The following is a 19,258-nucleotide window of genomic DNA, read 5'->3' as shown; positions in this document are numbered from 1 at the left end:
GCTTTTTAATGTGCCCTGATGCTAATTACCACAGCTGCTCTGGAATATATTTGGTCATCGTTTCCGAGCCGTCAGCATTTCGGCTGAATTGATGGGTAACCGCACTTTCCTGTACATGTCCGAATGCCCAATGTGTCTTAGGCATATCAGGGAATGATTGCTGTACATTCGCGAGCGGACCGCGATGCAATAAGCGATTGATCATCGTAACGGCTTCTGTTCTGATCATGAGGGCATTAGGCTTGAAAGTGCCGTCCTTATACCCCGTAATGATATGGTGCCGGTAGATGGATTCGATCATATTGCCAGCCCAAGTGCCATTCGTATCCTTGAAGTGAGTTTTGATCGGTGTGCTTTCCTGCAGCTTCAAGTAACGGAAGATAACAGCGCTCAGCTCTGCGCGCGTAATCGGCTGGTCAGGCTTGAAGGCATTGTTCGCATATCCGCTGAACAAGCCTGCGCGTGATACAGCTTCGATATATTCCGCAGCCCAGAAGCCAGGTTTGATATCCGAATAGAAGGAGGTTCCCTTTACCGTATCCTCAAGATTCATAATTCTCGCGAAAATCGCTGCGATCTCTGCTCTTGTAATGGAACGGTTCGGCAGCCAATTGCCATTCGGATAGCCTTTGGTATACCGCTCATGCTTTTGCTCTCCGAAACGGGAGGAGAAGAGCATGACCTGGATGGATGAACGATCATCCGCCAGTTCGACGAGCTTCGTCACCGCTCCGATAGTGGCCGTATTATCCGCCAATACCTCGGCTTCTGCCAGCTCTGTTGAGGCCCTTACCTTGTACGTCAGCGTTCCTGCCGCACTCGGGGCCAGATCGCCAAGCTCGAAGCGGATGACATTTCCTGTCACTTTACCGCCCATAGCGTCCTCAATGACGGTGTTCGCAGGAATTTGCGCTTCGATGAAGGCGCCTTTCACTGCGGCATTCGTCCGGTTCAAGTATTCAATCGTGTACGTGATTGTAGCTCCCTCCGGATACGAAGGACGGTCTGTGTAAAGCTCTACAGCCAGGTTTGCTTCGGCTGTATCCGCAGGAGGAGCAACTGGCGTGACTGGCGTAACAGGCGTTCCTGGGCCAGGTGCTGGCACGGGCTGCATCTGCAGGTCATGGCGCACGATTGCAAACTCGACGGAAATCATCGGGCTTGTGTACGTGTAATAGCCGGGCTTCGTAACGACGAGATAATAATCCGTTTCACTGTATACCATGTAGGCGTAATCGCCCTTGTTGTCGGTATCCTGCGGATTAATATTGTCGTTAGGCGCGAAGCCGACCAGAATCGGCAGCATAACGAGCGTGCCGGGCGTATGTCCGTCAGGATGCGCGATGTTGCGCGGTGTGTTGGCATAATACAATTGCACATGCGCGCCTTCAATCGGCAGCCCTGTTACAGCATCTGTCACTGTTCCGTATGGATCAATCAGCTCAGACGTGATGTTCATCTCGCCATTGCTCGAAATTTCCAGAGGCGGATAGCCTCCTTGGGCATTCTGATTCACAATAATTTCGTGATTGCTATCAAATACATAAGCGATGACAAGCTTATATTTGCCGTCCGGCAAATTCTGTGCGGTGAAGGAGCCGTTGCTGTTGATCGGGAATTGCAGGCGGCTGCCTGTTCCATCCTTTACAACATTGCCGTTCTCATCCAGCAAGTAGCCAATCATCTTATTGTAGATAGCAGACCCGAACTGCGAGGTTCCCCGTTCCGTGGAGCCTGACAGCAGAACGCCGCTGACTGCCTCGTTGGATGGGAAAAGCTCATATCCGGCTGCGGAGACGACGCCTACTGTTGCCGTTTGAGGGAACGAGATCAGCTGCGTTTCATTGCCGATCTTGATCGGCTTCGTAACCGTCAGATCATAGACAGAGTTGCCGCGCGGCACAGCTATCAAATATTTGCCGTCCGCACCCGTTACCGCAGTAGCGGAGAAATCCAGCTTGCCGTCATTGTCGAAGTCTTTGGTAATCCGGATTATGGCTCCACTAACCGGAACGGATACGCCATTGACCATCTCGGTAACGATGCCTGTTACAGCTCCTGGATCAAAGGTAATAATGATCTGATCCGTAGCTTTCAGACCGCGCGCCGGGTCGTTCACCGTGACGACGACAGGGAAGCGTACAGAATCTACACCCGTGATGGCTTCGGATTGGAACGGCACGGAAGCGCGTCCGTTGGCATCCGTCGTTGCGTTGACACCATCCGGGAATGATCCGCGGTTTTGCGGCGATGCGAATGTAACCGGAGCGTTAGCGACCGGATTTCCATCCTTATCCTTGATCGTTGTGATCAGATTCGTTCGCGCGTTTCCATCGCCAAGCAATGAGCTTGGAATCGCTTCAAGCGTAATGTAGAACGGTGACAGCATGACATCAACGGTTATCGTTGTTGATGCGCCATTATCCGCCAGCGCATAGAAGGCGACTGCAGCGTCCGCATAACCAACGGCCTGAACGCGAATTTCATAATCATTGACCGCGACATCTGTAAATTTGTAATAACCGTTTCCATCAGCTGTCGTTGTTGCTACTACAACATTGTTGAGCGGGTCATACAGTGTTACCGTTACGCCTGCCATCGGGCTGTTCGTAACGGAATCGGTAATATGTCCGTCAACGTTCAGATCGGCTTGAACAACAAACGGGTTGTTGCCTCCGACAAGGCCTTCCGGCGCGTCGGTTTCCAATCTGTCGCCGATATGGCTGTAAGCAACGAAGGTAACGGTTTTGCTGCCCGGCGCAATGTTGTCAGGCAGAATCGTAATGCCGCTCCAACGCTTGTAGCCGTCATTGATGTAGCTCGATGAGTTGGCAACCTGGAGCTGAATCTCTTTGTTGATCTCACCGTCTACATAATAGGCTGTAACTGCAGCAGCATTGACAGCCGTAAACGCTTGAAGCTTCGCGCCATCACCATGTCCATAGACAGGAATGATCCAGCCCGCAAGCTCCTGATGGCCGCTCCATCCGTCCAGCGGTATGCCTGTAACTGTCAGTTCGTCCTGAACGGAGCTGACCCGCGCAGTGTGGACTGCTGTTGCAGTCATTGTAATGACATGTGCCGCAGAGTTATCGTATGGCGTTGTTTCCGGAACGTGCACATCGAGCGTAAGCGGTTGAACCCCACCCGCATGGGCTGGAATGATCACGTTGCCATTGTTGCCATAACCACTGGCGATGCTGTTCCATACCCAAACCCCGTCAATACGCGAGCCGGATGCGATCTTGCTGTTGCCGGCATACAGGTCCGCAGGGAAAGGACTGCTTACAGTGATGATGAATTCATCGCTGCCTGCTCCTGTGTTTTTCAGCGTATGGGCGAACGGCTTGCTTTGGCCCGCAGTCAGCGATACCGCTTCATGGCCTGTCAGCACATGGCTGCCAAGGACAACGACTCCGATTTCATTCGTCGTCACCGGTCCGTAGGACTTGCCTGTTCCGTCAGGCAGTGAATTGTACTGGATGATTGATGCTTCGATATCAAAAGCCGCACCGACTGCGGTTTCGTTATCAGCCGTTACAGTGAAAGTGATAACGCGCGATCCAGCCGCGCCTATCGGTGCAATGGTCCATGTCACATTCTGATCGTCGGAAGCAACGGTATCCGACGGATTGCCGCTGTTGCCAACGGACTGAATGGAGATGCCGTCTGGTACTTTGATCTTGACGACTGAGTTGTAAGCCGTACTGAGTCCGTAAACATTATCGACCACTACCGAAAGAGTGATCGTGTCGCCTACTGCAGCGAATTCCGTCGCGTCAGAGTTGAGCAGAATGGACAGGTTCGGCTGAATGACATCAGTAGTAATGGCGCTTGTTGTCGCTTGATGCGACGACGAGTCGGCCGCTGCTGATGCATACGTGATGGTTGGCTTGAACGATGTCGCATACGGATTTTGCGAGATGCTCGTATTTGTAACCGTTCGAGTGACAACAGTGACGACAGTATCTGCGGCAACATTGCCAAGTGGATAATCGCCATTGCCATCCGCCGTTATTGGCGCTCCGTTAACAGTGACGCTCTGGATGGTCTGTTCGGTCAGACCGCTATTGTTAAGGATGACGTTATAAGCTGGACTGTCGCCAGGAATATCGACTGTCAGCTCATACGTCAGCTCATCGCCAGGACGCACACTGTCCAGAACTACGTTCGTCGTTGCGGTCAGCACATGCTGGAGCTCTACTGCCGCAATCGATAGATGCTGCTCTGCCGGCATATTCGGCTCGAATACAGTTGTATCCTGGCCGGGCTGATCGACAGGGGTTGATTGGAACCTAAGAAGGGTTGCGATCAATTCAATATCTGCTGTTTTGGCGCCAAATGTACCCGGCTTGGCATAGAAAGTAATTACCTCTGTGCCGCCCGCCGGAATGGTTAAGCCAGTCCAGATGATCTTACCGGCTGTAATTGTGCCGCTGTCCGAGATCGGATGAGCGACTGTATTCACAATTTCCAGACCGGTTGGAATAGGAAGCTCCACTTTTGTCGCATAAGCTGCGCTATCGCCTGCGTTTGTTAACGTAAAGCTTACAGGTATCATGTCATTGGTATCTGAGAATACAGAATCAATGATAGGATTAGGCGCGATGCTGACGCTTGGTTCAATAACCTCAATCTCAGTCGGTTGATTCGCTGTTGTTTGCGTCAACGTTGGATCGCTGTCATTTATGGACCACTGGGCTTTTGCAGTCGTGCTGTAGTCGCCTAGAGCAGGCTTGTCGGCATCTGACTTGGCCCGCATATGGAACGTAATGGCGAATTCTTTCTCGCCGCCTGAAGCATCGACATCACCAAGAGTATAGGTGAACAACCCGGCGTTCCAGTTGCTGCTGTCCGGAACAGCGATACTGACAGGGTCAACCGTGTAGCCAATAATCTCGAAGTTGCTCGGTGCTTCGAAAAGATCGCTAACTGTTACATTGTACGCTTGCGTGCCTTCCGGAACAGTTAAGGTCAGCTTGTAGTCCAGCGTATCTCCCGGACGTATTTGCGTCAGGCTGCTGCCATTGCTCGTCGCTGTGATTGCATTGGTTAGCGTAACGGCAGGTGTCGCAATGATGCCTTGCGCTTGATGCTCTGTGAATTTCTCGAATGCTGTCGGGTCGTTGCCCGCAATCCCATCATCATCCTTGGTATAGGCATCATGCGTAGCATAATACGTTCCTGTACGTCCGATTACGGGATGAGAGGAGCCGGAGCCCTTCAAATCGACGAGCCGCACATGGAAATTATAGGACTGTGACGTGCCTCCGCCGTTTAAGTCAAGCTTCGCGTAGGTTTTGGTATATCCGGCATTAATATCGCCGGTAACACCTGCAGCATCGGGATTTCCCCCTGCATCTACAAATTCGAAGCCGGGCCTCAGCGTTACAGTTGGCGTGAAATCAAAAGCCGCATTCAGGCCGTTGTTCACGATCTTGTAAGTTAGCGCTGTAATATCGTCCTTGCCCATCGTTACTGCGGCAGGCGTATCGGGAACGCTGGACGTCTGCTTAACGACAGAGGTGAGATTCGGTTTTTTGACTGTGACTGCAGCATTGCCGGAATCAATAGACCGTACTGCTCCCGAGACCGAATGATCGAGCCATTTGTAGCTTGCTTTCGATTGCTGCAGCTCCTCATTGCCGCTTGTAATTTGGTTAACTAAGGTCTTGACGTAGTATGTATACGTCGTACCCCCTGTGGCAGTGGCCGGGAATGCAATTGATACGGTTGGCGATGTATGATTATATTGGCCAACTCCCGTTCCCGGAATAAGCTCCGTACCGGTATTCGTACCGGTATTGTAAGCAGAGAATGCCGTTAACAGCGATTGGTTAGTTGGGATCGTGTCGATGATTTCACTGTTATATGCCACGACATCTGCTGGAATCGTTACATCGATCTTATAAACGACCCAGTCGCCGATACGGACATCATTCTGATTGCCTGTTGCCGAATCGATCCAGGTCTTCGTAATAGAAGCCCTTGGGACTCGCATTGTTGTATGGGAGTCCTCGACTGTTTCATAATCCCGATAAACACCGGTCGTTGTCGGTTGCCCGTCATAGGTGACTTTGGAGCCTTCCTTGATGCCGCGAGCGGCACCGATTGGATCGATTACATTCGCCTTGTAGACAACGGTGTAAGAGCCCCCCGCTGCAATCGGCGTTGCCGGAGTGCATCTAATTTCTGATCCAACAATGGAGCAATTAGCTCCTGATATTAGATTGAAATTCGTCAATTCCGACGGCAGCGTATCTTTGAAGCTTACATTGTATGCATCCGATTCACCATTATTAGTCAGCTTTACCGTTATGGTGACCTCTTGGCCGCTTACAACGGTAACCGGCGGATTGACGTCGACAGGAACAGGCGTTGTATCCACCCACCGTTCGATGACCAGTTCAGGCTCAACGAAATTCAATTGAACGCTGGCACGGTTGCTTTCAATTTGTTGAGGTGAATTGCGGTAGGAGAGATTGACCAGATTCTCGGCTCCCTTGTCAGCGGCAACATAAGTGCTGCTGTCCTGAACGACTGCTTTGACGTTGGCCGTCAGCGTTGTAGTCGAATCATCCAATTCACCGAGCTCCCAAATGAGCAGCAGCTTGTCTGCATTATAGATGGGAGTTATCCCGCCCAGCTTGAATTCTTCAAGATCGGCTGTATCAACATCGCCGTCTCCATCAAAATCAGGCAGAGTGCCTAGCGGGAGGAAATTATACACGACAACATTATGCTGGTCAGCACTAACGCCAGTCGCATCATAATTAACCTCGAATGTGATCGTATCGCCGACAGTTACATTGGCTTCATCCAAATTCAGTCCTGTCGTGCCATTGATTTGCACAATCCGCTCTGATATGTTTGGTGTATTGACCTTAACCTGAGTCTCGTCGCGATCGCTTACATCGCCGGATTTTCCTACGGTTTTTCCGGTCAATTCAACATTGTTGACCAGATTATCCCCGGCATATACAGGACCATTGGAGTAAGAAGTATCCCAGCTTGATTCGACCACGGTCGTATAGCCAAACGATACAGAGGTGCCTTTTGCGATCGTACCCACATCCCATGTTAGAACAGTTGTTCCATCGGGACTGCGAGTAGGCGATGCAGGTGTTCCAGCCGTACCGATATAGCCGCTGAACTGCTGTCCATCGCCAATGATATCGGTAATCAGTACATCGGTTATATCATAATACTCATTGGCGACCACTTTCAGATTGTAGGTCAATGTATCGCCGTAGCTTGCATGAGTCACATCAACTGTCTTGTGGATGATAACATCCTTAGCCATTGCTGTGTACTCCGTACTTCCGCTAAGGGAGAACCCTTCCACAATCGCGCTATAGATAATGGAGCTTGTGACAGTAGTACCGTCGGCAAGCAGCGTGCCAGCAGGGGTATTCTCCAGAAATGCGGCCTTGAAACGGATAATTTCGGTTGCGCCTGCACCTACCGACAGGCCTGTCCATACCGCATTACGCTTGCCAGCTGTGAAGTTCTCTGAGGTCGGTGCGTGGTCATAGCTGTATGTTTCAAGAGAACCGTCAACCTCGTTTCGGAAATTGGAGAAGTTAGAAGCGGCTCGCGTGTTGTTGTCGATCGTGATTGTCCAATTGAAATAGCCGTATTCATCTCCACTTCCTGGAGGTGCAGCATCTGGTCCTGCCCCCTTGACATACTTGCGGGCATCCTCAATTTTGACCGTAAAGGGCACGATGCGGTATTTGACCAGTGCGCTGGCATTGGCTGCCTGGGCCGGCTCGTAGAGCTGGCGGGCATCATTGCTTGCGTACACGCCAACATTAACATTGGGCTGAATACCGAAAGGAACGCTGCCTTTGCCGTCCAAGTAACGGTAATTCTCCAGCGCTTGAAGCGTGACAGGGAAGGTATAGGATTCTCCCGGAGCGAGATCCTTGAGATCCCTCCAGTAAGCCTTTTGAACCTCTACAGAATTGGACGTGATGCTTGAAGGCTTCACAGCATTGTGATCACTTACCTTCATCCCGTCCGGCAGTGCCAGCTCGATACCAACATTATAGGCCCACTGAGTGGCGTCGTTATTCGACACAGTGACGTCTATTACGGTATCCTTACCTAGAACAGCATCGACGCTTTGATTGACGGCCAGCTCCTTTTCATCCATTGCGAACGATAGGCCTAGCGCTCCTGTAAACTTGTGTTCTCCTGCTGCCAGGGCAGGAATGCTCAGCATCTGAGATACCAGTTGAAAAAATACTGTAAAAGCAATGAAACCTGATAACCACTTTCTTCTCATAATAGTACGTTTCCTCCATAGACAAACATATTAGTGCGCATCCAAACTGCCATCTCGTGCGAAAAACCCACCTCCCTCGGCACAACTGTGACAATCAGACGCGGAGCGTGACAATAGTACCAGTTTTATCTGAACAATTTCTGAACTTATTCGACGAAATTCTGCAAATAAAGTTAAAAGTGAACAATATATGGTTTATAATGGTGGTGATTTGTGACAAATTCAAATCGCTTAGAATTGAGGTGATAGTTATGATGAGAGTAATGATCGTTGATGATGAGCGACTGGCGCTTGTTAATCTTAGAAAGCAATTGGAGAAGGTTGGGGGCACTATAATCGTTCATGAGCTGCTGGATGCAGAATCAGCTATACAAGCGTTGTCCATGCAGGATCTTGACGTTGTATTTCTTGACATTCAGATGCCTGGACGGGATGGAATAGCACTTGCAGAAGTTATCCAGAGCATTCAGCCATCGATTCATATCGTATTTGTGACAGGGCATAATGAATTTGCGATCAAAGCATTTGAATTAAATGCTTTGGACTACTTATTGAAGCCGGTTGGGTTGGAACGGCTTAAGCTGACAGTTGAGCGAACAAGGCAGCAGATCTCTCCACGGGAGCGGATCGACAAAGGTAGCGTTAAACTGCCGGAAGAACTGAAGTTATGTTGTTTTCAGAGGATGGAGGTAGAGTATTCAGGAGGAAAGCGTGAGCCGTTTCGATGGCGAACGAATAAGGCGCAGGAGCTGTTTGCCTTCCTGCTGCATCGACGCGGAGAGCTCATTCGCAAGGATGTGCTGTTGGAGCTATTGTGGCCAGAGGTTGATTACAAGCGTGGATTTACGCAGCTTTACACAGCTATTTATCAGATTCGGAAGACATTATCCTCTATAGGCATTAAATGCATAGTTGCAAGCAATGAGAAGGGCTATAAGCTTGAGATTGAGAACGTTCACCTGGATACGGAGCTCTGGGAGCGGGGGGTCGGAGAAGCGCCGCCTATCTCTGCAGAAACCATTGATCACCATCTTAAGCTTGCGGAGATGTATTCCGGCGATTATTTGGTTGATTACGATTTTGTTTGGGCAGAGAACGAGCGCCAACGAATACGTTATGTTTGGTATAAGCATGTCAAAGAAATTGCGGACTGGCTTACTAATGCGAACCGTCTTTCAGAAGCTATTGATCTCTATGGCCGGATTGCTGACAGATTTCCACATGCGGAGCAAATTTATTTTGCATTAATGAAGCTGTACTTGAAACTGGGAGACACAGCGTTAGTAGAGCAGAAGTACGAGCAGTTGCGCAAAATCATGGCTGACGAACTCGGTCTTCAGCCAAAGGTCGAGATTCAGGAGTGGTATAGCGGACTGACCTCGCTAAACGAATCGGAGATAAGAAGGTGAATGAGATAACATAATTGTTCAGAAAAAAAGCCACTGATAGCGCATCAATCGAGCGATCTGAGTGGCTTTTCGTTTTTTAATGCCATTACGGATTTTTGCTGTGCTGTTTTGCTGGGAGTTTGGAAGAGGGAGTTCCCTTGCCATAATGCTCTCGGTTTTTCTGATCCTTACGCTGTGTTTCTTGTACTTTTTCAACAAATTCATTTGTACTGTCGCCCAAGATTATAGACCTCCTGTCATTCTCACTGATAATAATTATCATTTGTGGTTATACTACATGAAGGGAAAAGACGAGCTCCCTTCTGGAAAAGGGGGCTCGTCGGCATCGCTATACGACTAAATCTTTGATTCAAATGTTTTGCAATCCGTTTCTTCCGAGTGACTTGCTTGCTTTCCTCGATTGCTTACGACGTAGATCGAGGAGGCATTGCAGTTATTTCCAGCTGCCCAAAACTTACATGAGTTTACTTCGCATAACACATCTTTAGCCATTATTGTTCACCTCCATCCTTCCTATTCAATAGGATTGTCGGAAGGAGCCCCCTTTTATACCTAATGAACTGGAGCTAATTTGGAAAACCAGTGGGAATATAGTGGGTTTCTGTTCTTTTGGCCATTATCCCCCCCGCTCAGATATCACCTATGCTCAAATGTTACCCTTGCTCAGATATCACTCTTGCCTAGATATCCCCTTCGCTCAGATGCGCCCTAGCTCAAATGTCATCCTAGCTCAGATTTGATTTACAAACCCAAACGCATGTAGAACTCGATAACTCATTTATATTTTTTAAAATGATTAAATAATCAAGAAGCATAAATCAATCCTCGTCAACATGACCATAGAAAATGCCGAGGATAACATTTCGATAATTCGTCGGGCTACGCCGCTGATGCTGCAATCTGGGTTTTCTGAGAATATTGCTGGTGGGACCGTGTTAATCTTTCGTACGTAATAGCAGTGGCTGATGCGCATAATTTGAATAGCTGCAGAAGAGGGGATTCATTACGTAATGTATAATTCAAACGGTAACAGAATTCATCCAAATATACCTGCAGATGCTTGGGGCCGATACCATGGTAGACATCTTTCATCCAGTTGCTCGCTTCTTTACAGCATAGGAGCAAAGGCTGGTAACCGCGGAGGTTGTAACGCTTGGTCTCGACATTGAGGCCAGCTGTTGGAGATGCCACATGCTGGGCAACGAAATCGTTGGTGCCGGATCGAAGGATGCCATTTGCCGAGAGGTGCTCGGGGCGAACCTGAATCATTTTGACATGGGTCATCTCGCCGCTGGAATTTATCGATGCGCCTACTAAGAGCGGATGCTCACTAGGATGACGATGAACCGTAGGGTTATGAGGCTTGCCATAGACGGCTGCTTTTACGCGTACTATACCGGACAGCAGTTCCTGCGCATTGGCTTGGCTCATAACGAAACGAACCTTGTGCATAATCAACCATGCTGTTTTGTAGGTGACATTAATAGTGGCAGCAAGCTTGACGGCATTAGTCCATGCTTCCGAGGATGCAAGAAGGAAGATGGCCTTAAACCATTTGTGCAGTGGTGTGCGGCTGCCTTCCATAACAGTGCCTGAGATCAGCGAGGCTTGGTAGCGGCAGTTTTTGCACTCGTAGAGAGGCAGTCTGCGGGTGCGTATCAAAGAAGCGTGTTCATGTCCGCATCGCACGCAGCAGTAGCCGTTGGGCCACTTATCTTTATATAAAGTATCAAAACAAGCTTCCTCATTATGAAAATGACGGCAAAATTCATCGAAATCCATTGGCTGCACCTCTTAAAGAGCTTCTTGGCTGGAATAAGTTCCTTCCACTAACGTAGACTTCGTTTCAAGAAGAAATAAATCGATATGAGATTGTTCGGAATCAATGTATGGAAACAGAGCTGTCGAGAAAATGGCGGCACCCTGGGGTCTACTATTCAGTAGGAGCATGAAGTTGTGCTGCTTGTGCCCCGATGAAAGAAGGGGTTCTCTCGAAAACTCGATAAAAAGGAACGTGTGTTCTTGTTTTTATTTTACCAAACATATGTTCCTTTTTCAAGGATTGATTATAATCAATTATTTTTTGGCAGGTTGTGTGCTGTTTGTGGGGTCAGGGTTTTGAGCGGTGATATTCTGAATATTTGGTAGCAGCGAGAATAGATGTGAAAGGCCGTTGTCGTATGTGCAAATGCGCTCTCTGAGCGAAGGGGATAATGGCCTTAAGTAAAAATAGAGAGGGGATACACCCAGAGAGCGTCAGGATTTGCATGTTTGTCAAACTCCATTCACACATTATGAACGATTTTGTGATAAAATGTCTGTGCAAGCCAGCGAATATTGCCCCGCACTTTGTACTCAAGCGCTTATTACATCATTAAACTACGAAATAGGAGAGGTATTTAATGGCCAAAAAACAAGCCAAATCACGCAATTTAGTTATCTTCACACTAGTTATTCTCGTATTGCTTATCGCATTATTTGTTTTAACTCAGTTGTCGAATGAAGCGGGCAAATATCAAACATTTGGCAGCGCGCCTGATCTTACAGGCCAACCGCTTCTCGGAAACAAGGACGCGAAGGTAACTATATATGAGTTCGGGGATTACAAATGTCCTGCATGCAAAGCATGGAGCACAACAGTATTTCCTAAGCTTATGAAGGATTATATCGATACTGGAAAAGCTAATTTTTCCTACATTAATGTGCTGTTCCATGCAGAAGAATCGAGAATGAGCGCGCTTGCTGCAGAGTCGGTGCTTGCGCAAAATCCTGAAGCGTTCTGGCCTTATCATGATGCAATATTCCATGCGCAGCCGGATATGGAGAGCAATTGGGTGACTTTGAATAAAATGCTGGAGATTGCGGGAACCATTCAGCCTGCTATCGATACGGCTAAGCTGAAAAGCGATATCGAAACTCTGGCGACTCAGCCGCAAGTGAGTGTTGACGAAGCTTTGGTGAAAGACTATAAAATCAAGCAAACGCCAACGATTATGATTAATGATGTCATGCTGGACGATCCATTCGATTATGACGCTATTGTGAAATTAATTGAAGAAAAGCAATAAATCAGGGGTCGGAGAGGGGGCAATTTATGCGTATTCGCGATTATACGTTGTACTTGGCTTGGATTGTGGCGCTTGTAGCTACTCTGGGCAGCTTGTACTTTAGTGAAGTAATGGAATACATACCGTGCGAGCTATGCTGGTATCAACGGATTCTGATGTATCCATTGAGTATTATTTTAGGTATTGCGGCATTTACAGGAGAACAGTCCATTAAGAAGTATGTGCTGCCTTTAAGCATTTTCGGTGGCTGCATCGCGCTCTTTCACTACTTGGAGCAAAAGGTTCCCGGATTCGCTGCGATTAAGCCCTGCAAATATGGTGTGCCCTGCAACATTGATTATATTAACTGGCTCGGATTTATCACGATTCCGTTCCTTGCGCTCATTGCGTTTACGCTTATTACGATTCTAATGATTTTCACGAAATCGTCGACCAAATAATTAGTTCGATCGGACAACCATTCGCAGCCATCTGCGGGTGGTTGTTTTGGTGTGCGGAGAATGCCGAGAGGGAGCGGAGTATCGATGGACTTTGCTTGCCAGGAGATGTTAGAGTTAGTGAGATGTTTTATAAATAATCGAAGGAGTGACATGATGACAGGGGATTCCAAGGCACAAACAATGATTCATCCATTTTATGGACATGCAGAGCAAGCCTTTGCGCTGCTGCCGGACGCGGAAGCAAGCTTGGTGAAACTGAAGCAGGCATTTGAGGCGGCTGATGAGGATTTTTTGGCTATTGAGCTGAGAAGCATGATTGAACGTCTTGCGGAGATTAGAGAGCTGCTGGCCAAGGGCCCGCAGGGATAGGCTGCTTGAAAAAAATTGAAACATTTCCGCTGTTGATTCGTATCAAGTCTAGATAAACAATAGAGAGGGGAAGGTAAATGTACGAATCTATGGAACGACCTCAGCCTAGCAAGCCTCCACAGCTTCCGCCTGGATTGGTGAAGAAGATTGTGATCGGTGTTATTGTGGCCGTAGTATTGGGTTTTGGCAGCACGATGTTCTATACGGTCGAGGAGCAGGAGAAGGCGGCGATTCTTACCTTTGGAAAGTACACCGGCGAGAGTGAAGCAGGGCTGGGGTTTAAGTGGCCTTATCCGATACAGAAGGTCATCAAGGTTCCGGCTAATCTGACGCAGCGCATCTATATCGGTTATCGTCAGGAAGGTGATACAGTCACCCCGGTAGATGAAGAAGCGCTGATGATTACAGGAGATGAGAATATCGTTTCGGCGGATGCCGTTGTACAGTGGAAGATTAGCAATATCCGCGATTATTTGTACAATATAGAGGACCCTGAGACGTTCCTTCGCAATTCCGCGATTTCTTCCATCCGATCCATCATCGGCTCATCCAAGCTGGATTATGCAATAACGGACGGCAAGACTGAAATTCAAAGCAAAGTGTATGCCAAGCTGCTTGAATTGCATCAAAAGTATGAAACAGGCATTCATATTGTCGATATTAAATTCCAGGATATTGAACCGCCGAGCGGGCAAGTAGAGGAATCATTCCGTGAGGTAACGAACGCCCGTGAGGAGAAGAATACGAAAATTAATAATGCAGCCAAATATGAGAACGACCGCATCCCGAAAGCAAGGGGTGAAGCGCAGGCTCTGATCGAGAACGCGGAAGCGCAGAAGAAGTCCCGTATCTTGAACGCGCAGGGTGATGTAGCCAAGTTTAATGCTATTCAATCCCAATACGCGGCTAATAAAAGCGTGACCGAGAGCCGGTTAATTATTGAGACTTTGGAGAAAATCCTGCCTAATGCGAAGCTCTTTATCTCAGAATCATCGGGAGAAATGGTCAAATATTTGCCGATTAACGAGCTGCTTCGAGGAGGCGGCAGCAGTGCAGCCGCAGCTTCAGGGGCTAGCAGCGCCGGACAAGGAGGGGCATCGAAATGAGTAAACGTGCTATAATCATTGCGCTTTCCTCGGTCGTCGCAGTCATTCTTGTGTTCTCTTCCATGTACATTGTGAAGGAAGGCGAATACAAGGTCGTACTTAAGTTCGGTGAGGCGGTCAGAGTAAGCGAAAGCCCGGGACTGCGGTTCAAAATTCCTTTTATCGAATCGGTGAAGTCGCTGCCTAAATATCAAATGACCTATGACAGTAACCCGACCTCTATACTGACGAAAGACAAGAAGCCGATTATTGTCGATAACTATACGGTGTGGAGAATTGTGGATGTGGAGAAATTCCTTCAATCCGTTCAGTCAGTAACAACAGGGGTGCAGCGGATCGATGAGGCTGTCTACAACACGGTGCGCCGCAAGCTCTCCGAAATCAATTACGATAATATCATTAGTGAGAATACGGAACGCGGTAATATTAATGATGAAATCACGAAGGAAGTATCGACTGCGCTGGAGCGCGACAATTACGGCATCAAGATCATTGATGTGCGAATCAAGCGGACAGATTTGCCGGAAGGCAATAAGCAAAGCGTATACAACCGAATGATCTCTGACCGCCAATCCATTGCAGCGCGTTACCTGTCCGAGGGTGACGAGGAATCACGAAAAATCACTTCCAAGGCTGATCGCGCTGCGGTTGAATTAATCGCTCAGGCGGAAGCGGATGCGAAGAAAATCGTAGCGCAAGGCGAGCAGGAAGCAGCCAAAATATACAACGAGAGCTATGGCAAAGACCCGCAGTTCTACAGCTTCTATCGTACGCTGGAAAGCTATGTGACGACGATGAAGAATGAACCAGTCATTATTATGCCGATTGAATCTCCTTATGCGAAGATATTGCTCGGCAAGCAGTAGCAGATAGGCACAGGCTGTTGAAGCCCCTTTAGAACCACTATTGCTATAGTGGCTTTTGAAGGGGCTTTTTTTGATTGTATATTTTGGTACATTAAAATTTTTTAGGAAAGCTTAGAGCGGCTTGCCAGCATGCTACAATCAGTGGCATGGGCAGAGACCCAAACTTATTGCGCTAAAAGCGCGAGGAGGAGCTTACACATCATGTTCAGGCATCTTCGTACTTTGATTCTTTTTATTGTATTGATTGCAGCAGCTACCCCGTTTGATTATGCTGAAGCTGCTGCCCCGGCGTCATTGAAGCTTGGCAGCAGCGGGCCGGATGTGCCGGACCTGCAATACAGGCTGCAACTGCTTGGCCATTACCATTCCTCAGCCATAACGACCTACTATGGTCCAGCTACCCGGAATGCGGTATCGCGTTTTCAAAAGAAGTACGGCCTTCCCGCTGACGGAGTCGCCGGGGCCCGTACATGGTCTGCGCTGAAGAAGGTTTCAGTCAGTCAGCCGGAGCTTTCCAAGCTTGCGAGGGTCATCTACTCTGAAGCTCGCGGCGAGTCCTATAAGGGGCAAGTGGCGGTAGGCGCTGTTGTGATGAACAGGCTGCAGTCATCCTTGTTTCCGCATACGTTAACGGATATTATAATGGAGCCCTATGCCTTCACGGCAGTTATGGACGGGCAATATTGGTTGATCCCGAATGAGACTGCCTTCAAAGCGGCCAAGGATGCCGTTAAAGGCTGGGATCCCACTGGCAATGCACTATTTTATTACAATCCAGATGTCGCCACCTCACAATGGATTCGAACACGCGAGATTATCGTTAAAATCGGGAGTCACGTGTTTGCCAAATAAACCGTGATCTTTGGTGAAAATATATCTCTGTTCAGCAAAGCCAGCTAATTCTTATGCAAAAGAGCTGCTGGCTTTGCGTAAGGTAGACATTAAAAGGCTGCCCTGTTAGTAGTAAACTACTTACGGGGCAGCCTCTATGTATTATAGTTAGATCAGGTTGATCTTCCGATCGAAATCTGATAAAATCAAGTTTGGAATCCAAACAACTTATTCTTCGTGGATAGTATTATCCAAAATAATTATATCACAGAGATTTAATTGCTGTCAAGCGTTGATTGGAGAAGCTTGTTGTTTGTTGTAGAAGGCTTTGGAGGCCTATTGTTTAAGCCGTAGTTTTGGAGAAGAGGGTGGTTGTTATGAATCAAACGAATCAGAATTGGTCGCTGGAGCAGCAGCGTGTCGATGAGGTCGTATCAGAAATTAGCAGACGGATTCATTTGCTGGAGCAGGAGACTTTGGATACGAAATCAGAGATGATTGATATACGTAAAAACTTTTGGGATGACGTTACCGTCAATTTTGATGATGCGGCAGAGAGGGCAGAGACATTTGCCAGCCTGAAGCAGCAGGCAGAGCTGTTGTCCGAGCGGGAGCGGACGCACCGTCAGGCTGCTCTGCAGCTTCGAACGTTGAATAAGCTGCAGCACTCGCCTTATTTTGGGCGGATTGATTATGCGGAGGAAGGCGAGCAGAGCGCGGAAGCCATCTATCTCGGTATTTCATCGCTGCGCGATGGCAGTGATGAGAATTATTTGATCTACGATTGGCGTGCGCCGGTGTCCAGCCTCTATTATGATTATCCGCCTGGACCTGCCCAATATGAGACGCCGATGGGTACTATTCAAGGAGAGCTGCAGCTTAAACGGCAGTATATGATTCGGGAAGGTGTGATCCTCAGTCTGTTCGATACAGGTGTGACGATCGGTGACGAGCTGCTGCAGGCGGTGCTCGGAGGGCAGTCCGATGCTCAGATGAAAAGCATCGTCGCGACGATTCAGCGGGAACAGAATCGAATTATACGCAATGAGCGCAGCAGGCTGCTCGTTGTGCAGGGCGCGGCTGGCAGCGGAAAAACATCCGCAGCGCTCCAGCGTGTCGCGTATCTGCTCTATCGTTACCGGGGAGTGCTTACCGCCGATCAAATCGTATTGTTCTCGCCGAATCCGATGTTCAACAGCTATGTGGCGACAGTGCTGCCCGAGCTGGGTGAGGAAAATATGCAGCAAACGACCTTTCAGGATTACCTTGTTTATCGGATTGGCAAAGCATTCAAGCTGGAAGGGCCCTATGCTCAGCTTGAATATGCTTTAACTAATGCGGATGAGCCGGGATACAAGGCTCGAATGGAAGGGATTCGTTATAAGGCATCCATGAATTACGCTCAGCTCATGGAACGTTATCTGGTTTATCTGGGCGAGCAGGGACTCATATTCCGCAGCCTGCTGTTCCGCGGCGAATCGGTGGTGGACGCGGATACACTGAAGGCGTATTTCTATTCGCTGGATCACTCAATTGCGATCCCGAACCGTCTGAGACTTGTGGCGGAATGGCTGCTGGAGAAGCTGAAGGAGCGTGAGCAAGCGGCTTGCAGCGAGGCATGGGTGGAGAAGGAAGTCGAGCTGCTCGACAAAGAAACGTATCTGAAGGCGTTTCAAAGTTTGAAACGGCAAAAGGGCTTCACTGAAGAATCCTTCAACGATTATGATCGCGAACATAGATTTCTGGCGAAATATGTGGTGGCGGAGAAGTTCAAGCCTCTGCGCTCGCGCATAAAGAAGCTTGGCTTCATCGACTTGAAGGCGATTTATCGCCAGCTGTTCACTGATCCTGCCTTTGCCGTTTCTATTGCCAATGGAGGGTGCAAGCTCCCTGCTGCATGGCCGGAGATTTGCGCGGGAATGGTGAATCGGCTGGATGGCGGAGAAATGGCCTATGAGGATGCGACTCCGTTCTTGTATCTGGTTGAACGGATACGCGGCTTTCAGACGAATACGTCGGTTCGCCATCTCTTGATTGATGAGGCACAGGATTATACGGCCTTTCAATTCGTTTTTTTAAAGCGGATGTTCCCGCGAAGCAGGGTGACGGCGCTTGGTGATCTGAATCAATCCATTAATGCCCACACATCAGGTGGGAGCGATGGGTTCGCCGCGTTAACGGAGCTGTTCGAGCCGGAGGAGACGGAGACGATCATGCTGATGCGAAGCTACCGTTCGACACGGCAGATTGTGGAGTTTACGAGCAGGCTTATTGAAGGCGGAGACAAGATTGAACCGTTTAATCGCGATGGATTGGAGCCGACTCTAACGTCTGCTGCAGGTGAGACGGAGCTGCATCGTTTGGTCAGCTGTCGAATTGAAGCGCTGTTGTCCGCAGGGCATGGGACTATAGCCGTGATCTGCAAGACGGTGAGTCAGAGCCGAATTGCGTATGAAGCGCTGGGGAAAGCTGTTCCGGAGCTTCGATTGCTTGAGAAGGAAACGGAATCCTTTGAGCCGGGAGTCATCGTTATTCCCTCCTATCTCGCCAAAGGGGTCGAGTTCGATGCAGTTATTGTCTACGATGCCTCGTCATCAGAATACAGCCGTGAGAGTGAACGGAGGCTGTTCTATACGGTATGCACACGAGCTATGCATGAGCTGCACCTATATGCAGCAGAGGGTGAGTGGAGTCCGTTTATTACAGATGAAGCGAAGCGACTGTGTGCATTAGAATCGCAGAAAACGGCGACGGTAAATTCGGTTTAATAGAGCAGGGGCAGATGAGCAGCAGTCTGTCGAGAGCTGGAATGAGCGGTTGCGCTACGGTTATGACTGCTATCGTTTCGGTTATTCAGGCTTGAAATCTGCAGCGCGTTA

General features: G+C 48.7%; 12 protein-coding genes. 8 read left to right on the top strand and 4 right to left on the bottom strand.

Features of this window, described 5'->3' with window-relative positions; translation table 11 throughout:
- Nucleotides 1-25 precede the first annotated feature (25 nt).
- Nucleotides 26-8,290, bottom strand: coding sequence for a carboxypeptidase regulatory-like domain-containing protein (locus L6H65_RS04310; RefSeq protein WP_236339209.1), 8,265 nt, complete (start codon nucleotides 8,288-8,290; stop codon nucleotides 26-28).
- 251 nt (nucleotides 8,291-8,541) lie between these two features.
- Between L6H65_RS04310 and L6H65_RS04305 the strand changes: the two genes are divergently transcribed.
- Nucleotides 8,542-9,699: a response regulator gene (locus L6H65_RS04305; RefSeq protein WP_236339208.1), complete on the top strand. Its 1,158-nt coding sequence runs from the start codon at nucleotides 8,542-8,544 to the stop codon at nucleotides 9,697-9,699.
- Nucleotides 9,700-9,784: 85 nt separating this feature from the next.
- On the opposite strand, the gene L6H65_RS04300 is transcribed toward L6H65_RS04305, so the two are convergent.
- From L6H65_RS04300 to L6H65_RS04290, 3 genes are all read right to left on the bottom strand, one after another.
- A complete protein-coding gene (locus L6H65_RS04300; RefSeq protein ID WP_236339207.1) occupies nucleotides 9,785-9,919 on the bottom strand; it encodes a DUF4023 domain-containing protein in 135 nt (44 codons plus the stop codon).
- A 116-nt stretch (nucleotides 9,920-10,035) separates the two neighbouring features.
- A complete protein-coding gene (locus L6H65_RS04295; RefSeq protein WP_236339206.1) occupies nucleotides 10,036-10,191 on the bottom strand; it encodes a DUF1540 domain-containing protein in 156 nt (51 codons plus the stop codon).
- 387 nt (nucleotides 10,192-10,578) lie between these two features.
- Nucleotides 10,579-11,481, bottom strand: a complete 903-nt coding sequence (locus L6H65_RS04290; RefSeq protein WP_236339205.1) for a transposase — start codon at nucleotides 11,479-11,481, stop codon at nucleotides 10,579-10,581.
- 620 nt (nucleotides 11,482-12,101) lie between these two features.
- On the opposite strand from L6H65_RS04290, the gene L6H65_RS04285 reads away from it, so the two are divergent.
- From L6H65_RS04285 to helD, 7 genes are all read left to right on the top strand, one after another.
- Complete coding sequence (locus L6H65_RS04285) at nucleotides 12,102-12,767, top strand: DsbA family protein (protein ID WP_236339204.1); 666 nt, start codon at nucleotides 12,102-12,104, stop codon at nucleotides 12,765-12,767.
- Between the two features lie 26 nt (nucleotides 12,768-12,793).
- On the top strand, nucleotides 12,794-13,207 hold the full coding sequence (locus tag L6H65_RS04280; protein WP_236339203.1) for a disulfide oxidoreductase: 414 nt from the start codon (nucleotides 12,794-12,796) through the stop codon (nucleotides 13,205-13,207).
- Nucleotides 13,208-13,357: 150 nt separating this feature from the next.
- Nucleotides 13,358-13,576 carry a coiled-coil domain-containing protein 22 gene (locus L6H65_RS04275; protein WP_236339201.1) on the top strand — a complete coding sequence of 73 codons (219 nt, stop codon included), beginning with the start codon at nucleotides 13,358-13,360 and terminating at the stop codon, nucleotides 13,574-13,576.
- A 77-nt stretch (nucleotides 13,577-13,653) separates the two neighbouring features.
- Nucleotides 13,654-14,682, top strand: a complete 1,029-nt coding sequence (gene hflK / locus L6H65_RS04270; protein WP_236339199.1) for an FtsH protease activity modulator HflK — start codon at nucleotides 13,654-13,656, stop codon at nucleotides 14,680-14,682.
- On the top strand, nucleotides 14,679-15,548 hold the full coding sequence (hflC, locus tag L6H65_RS04265) for a protease modulator HflC (RefSeq protein WP_236339198.1): 870 nt from the start codon (nucleotides 14,679-14,681) through the stop codon (nucleotides 15,546-15,548). The genes hflK and hflC overlap by 4 nt, the downstream gene beginning before the upstream one ends.
- Before the next feature lie 201 nt (nucleotides 15,549-15,749).
- Nucleotides 15,750-16,400, top strand: a complete 651-nt coding sequence (locus tag L6H65_RS04260; protein ID WP_236339197.1) for a cell wall hydrolase — start codon at nucleotides 15,750-15,752, stop codon at nucleotides 16,398-16,400.
- Between the two features lie 356 nt (nucleotides 16,401-16,756).
- Nucleotides 16,757-19,147: an RNA polymerase recycling motor HelD gene (gene helD, locus L6H65_RS04255; RefSeq protein WP_236339196.1), complete on the top strand. Its 2,391-nt coding sequence runs from the start codon at nucleotides 16,757-16,759 to the stop codon at nucleotides 19,145-19,147.
- Nucleotides 19,148-19,258 lie beyond the last annotated feature (111 nt).

The sequence above is a fragment of the Paenibacillus plantiphilus genome, from assembly GCF_927798095.1.
Taxonomy (GTDB): Bacteria; Bacillota; Bacilli; order Paenibacillales; family Paenibacillaceae; genus Paenibacillus_Z; species Paenibacillus_Z plantiphilus.
Note: the sequence above shows the minus strand (reverse complement) of the source record. Positions and strands in the feature narration are given on the sequence as shown.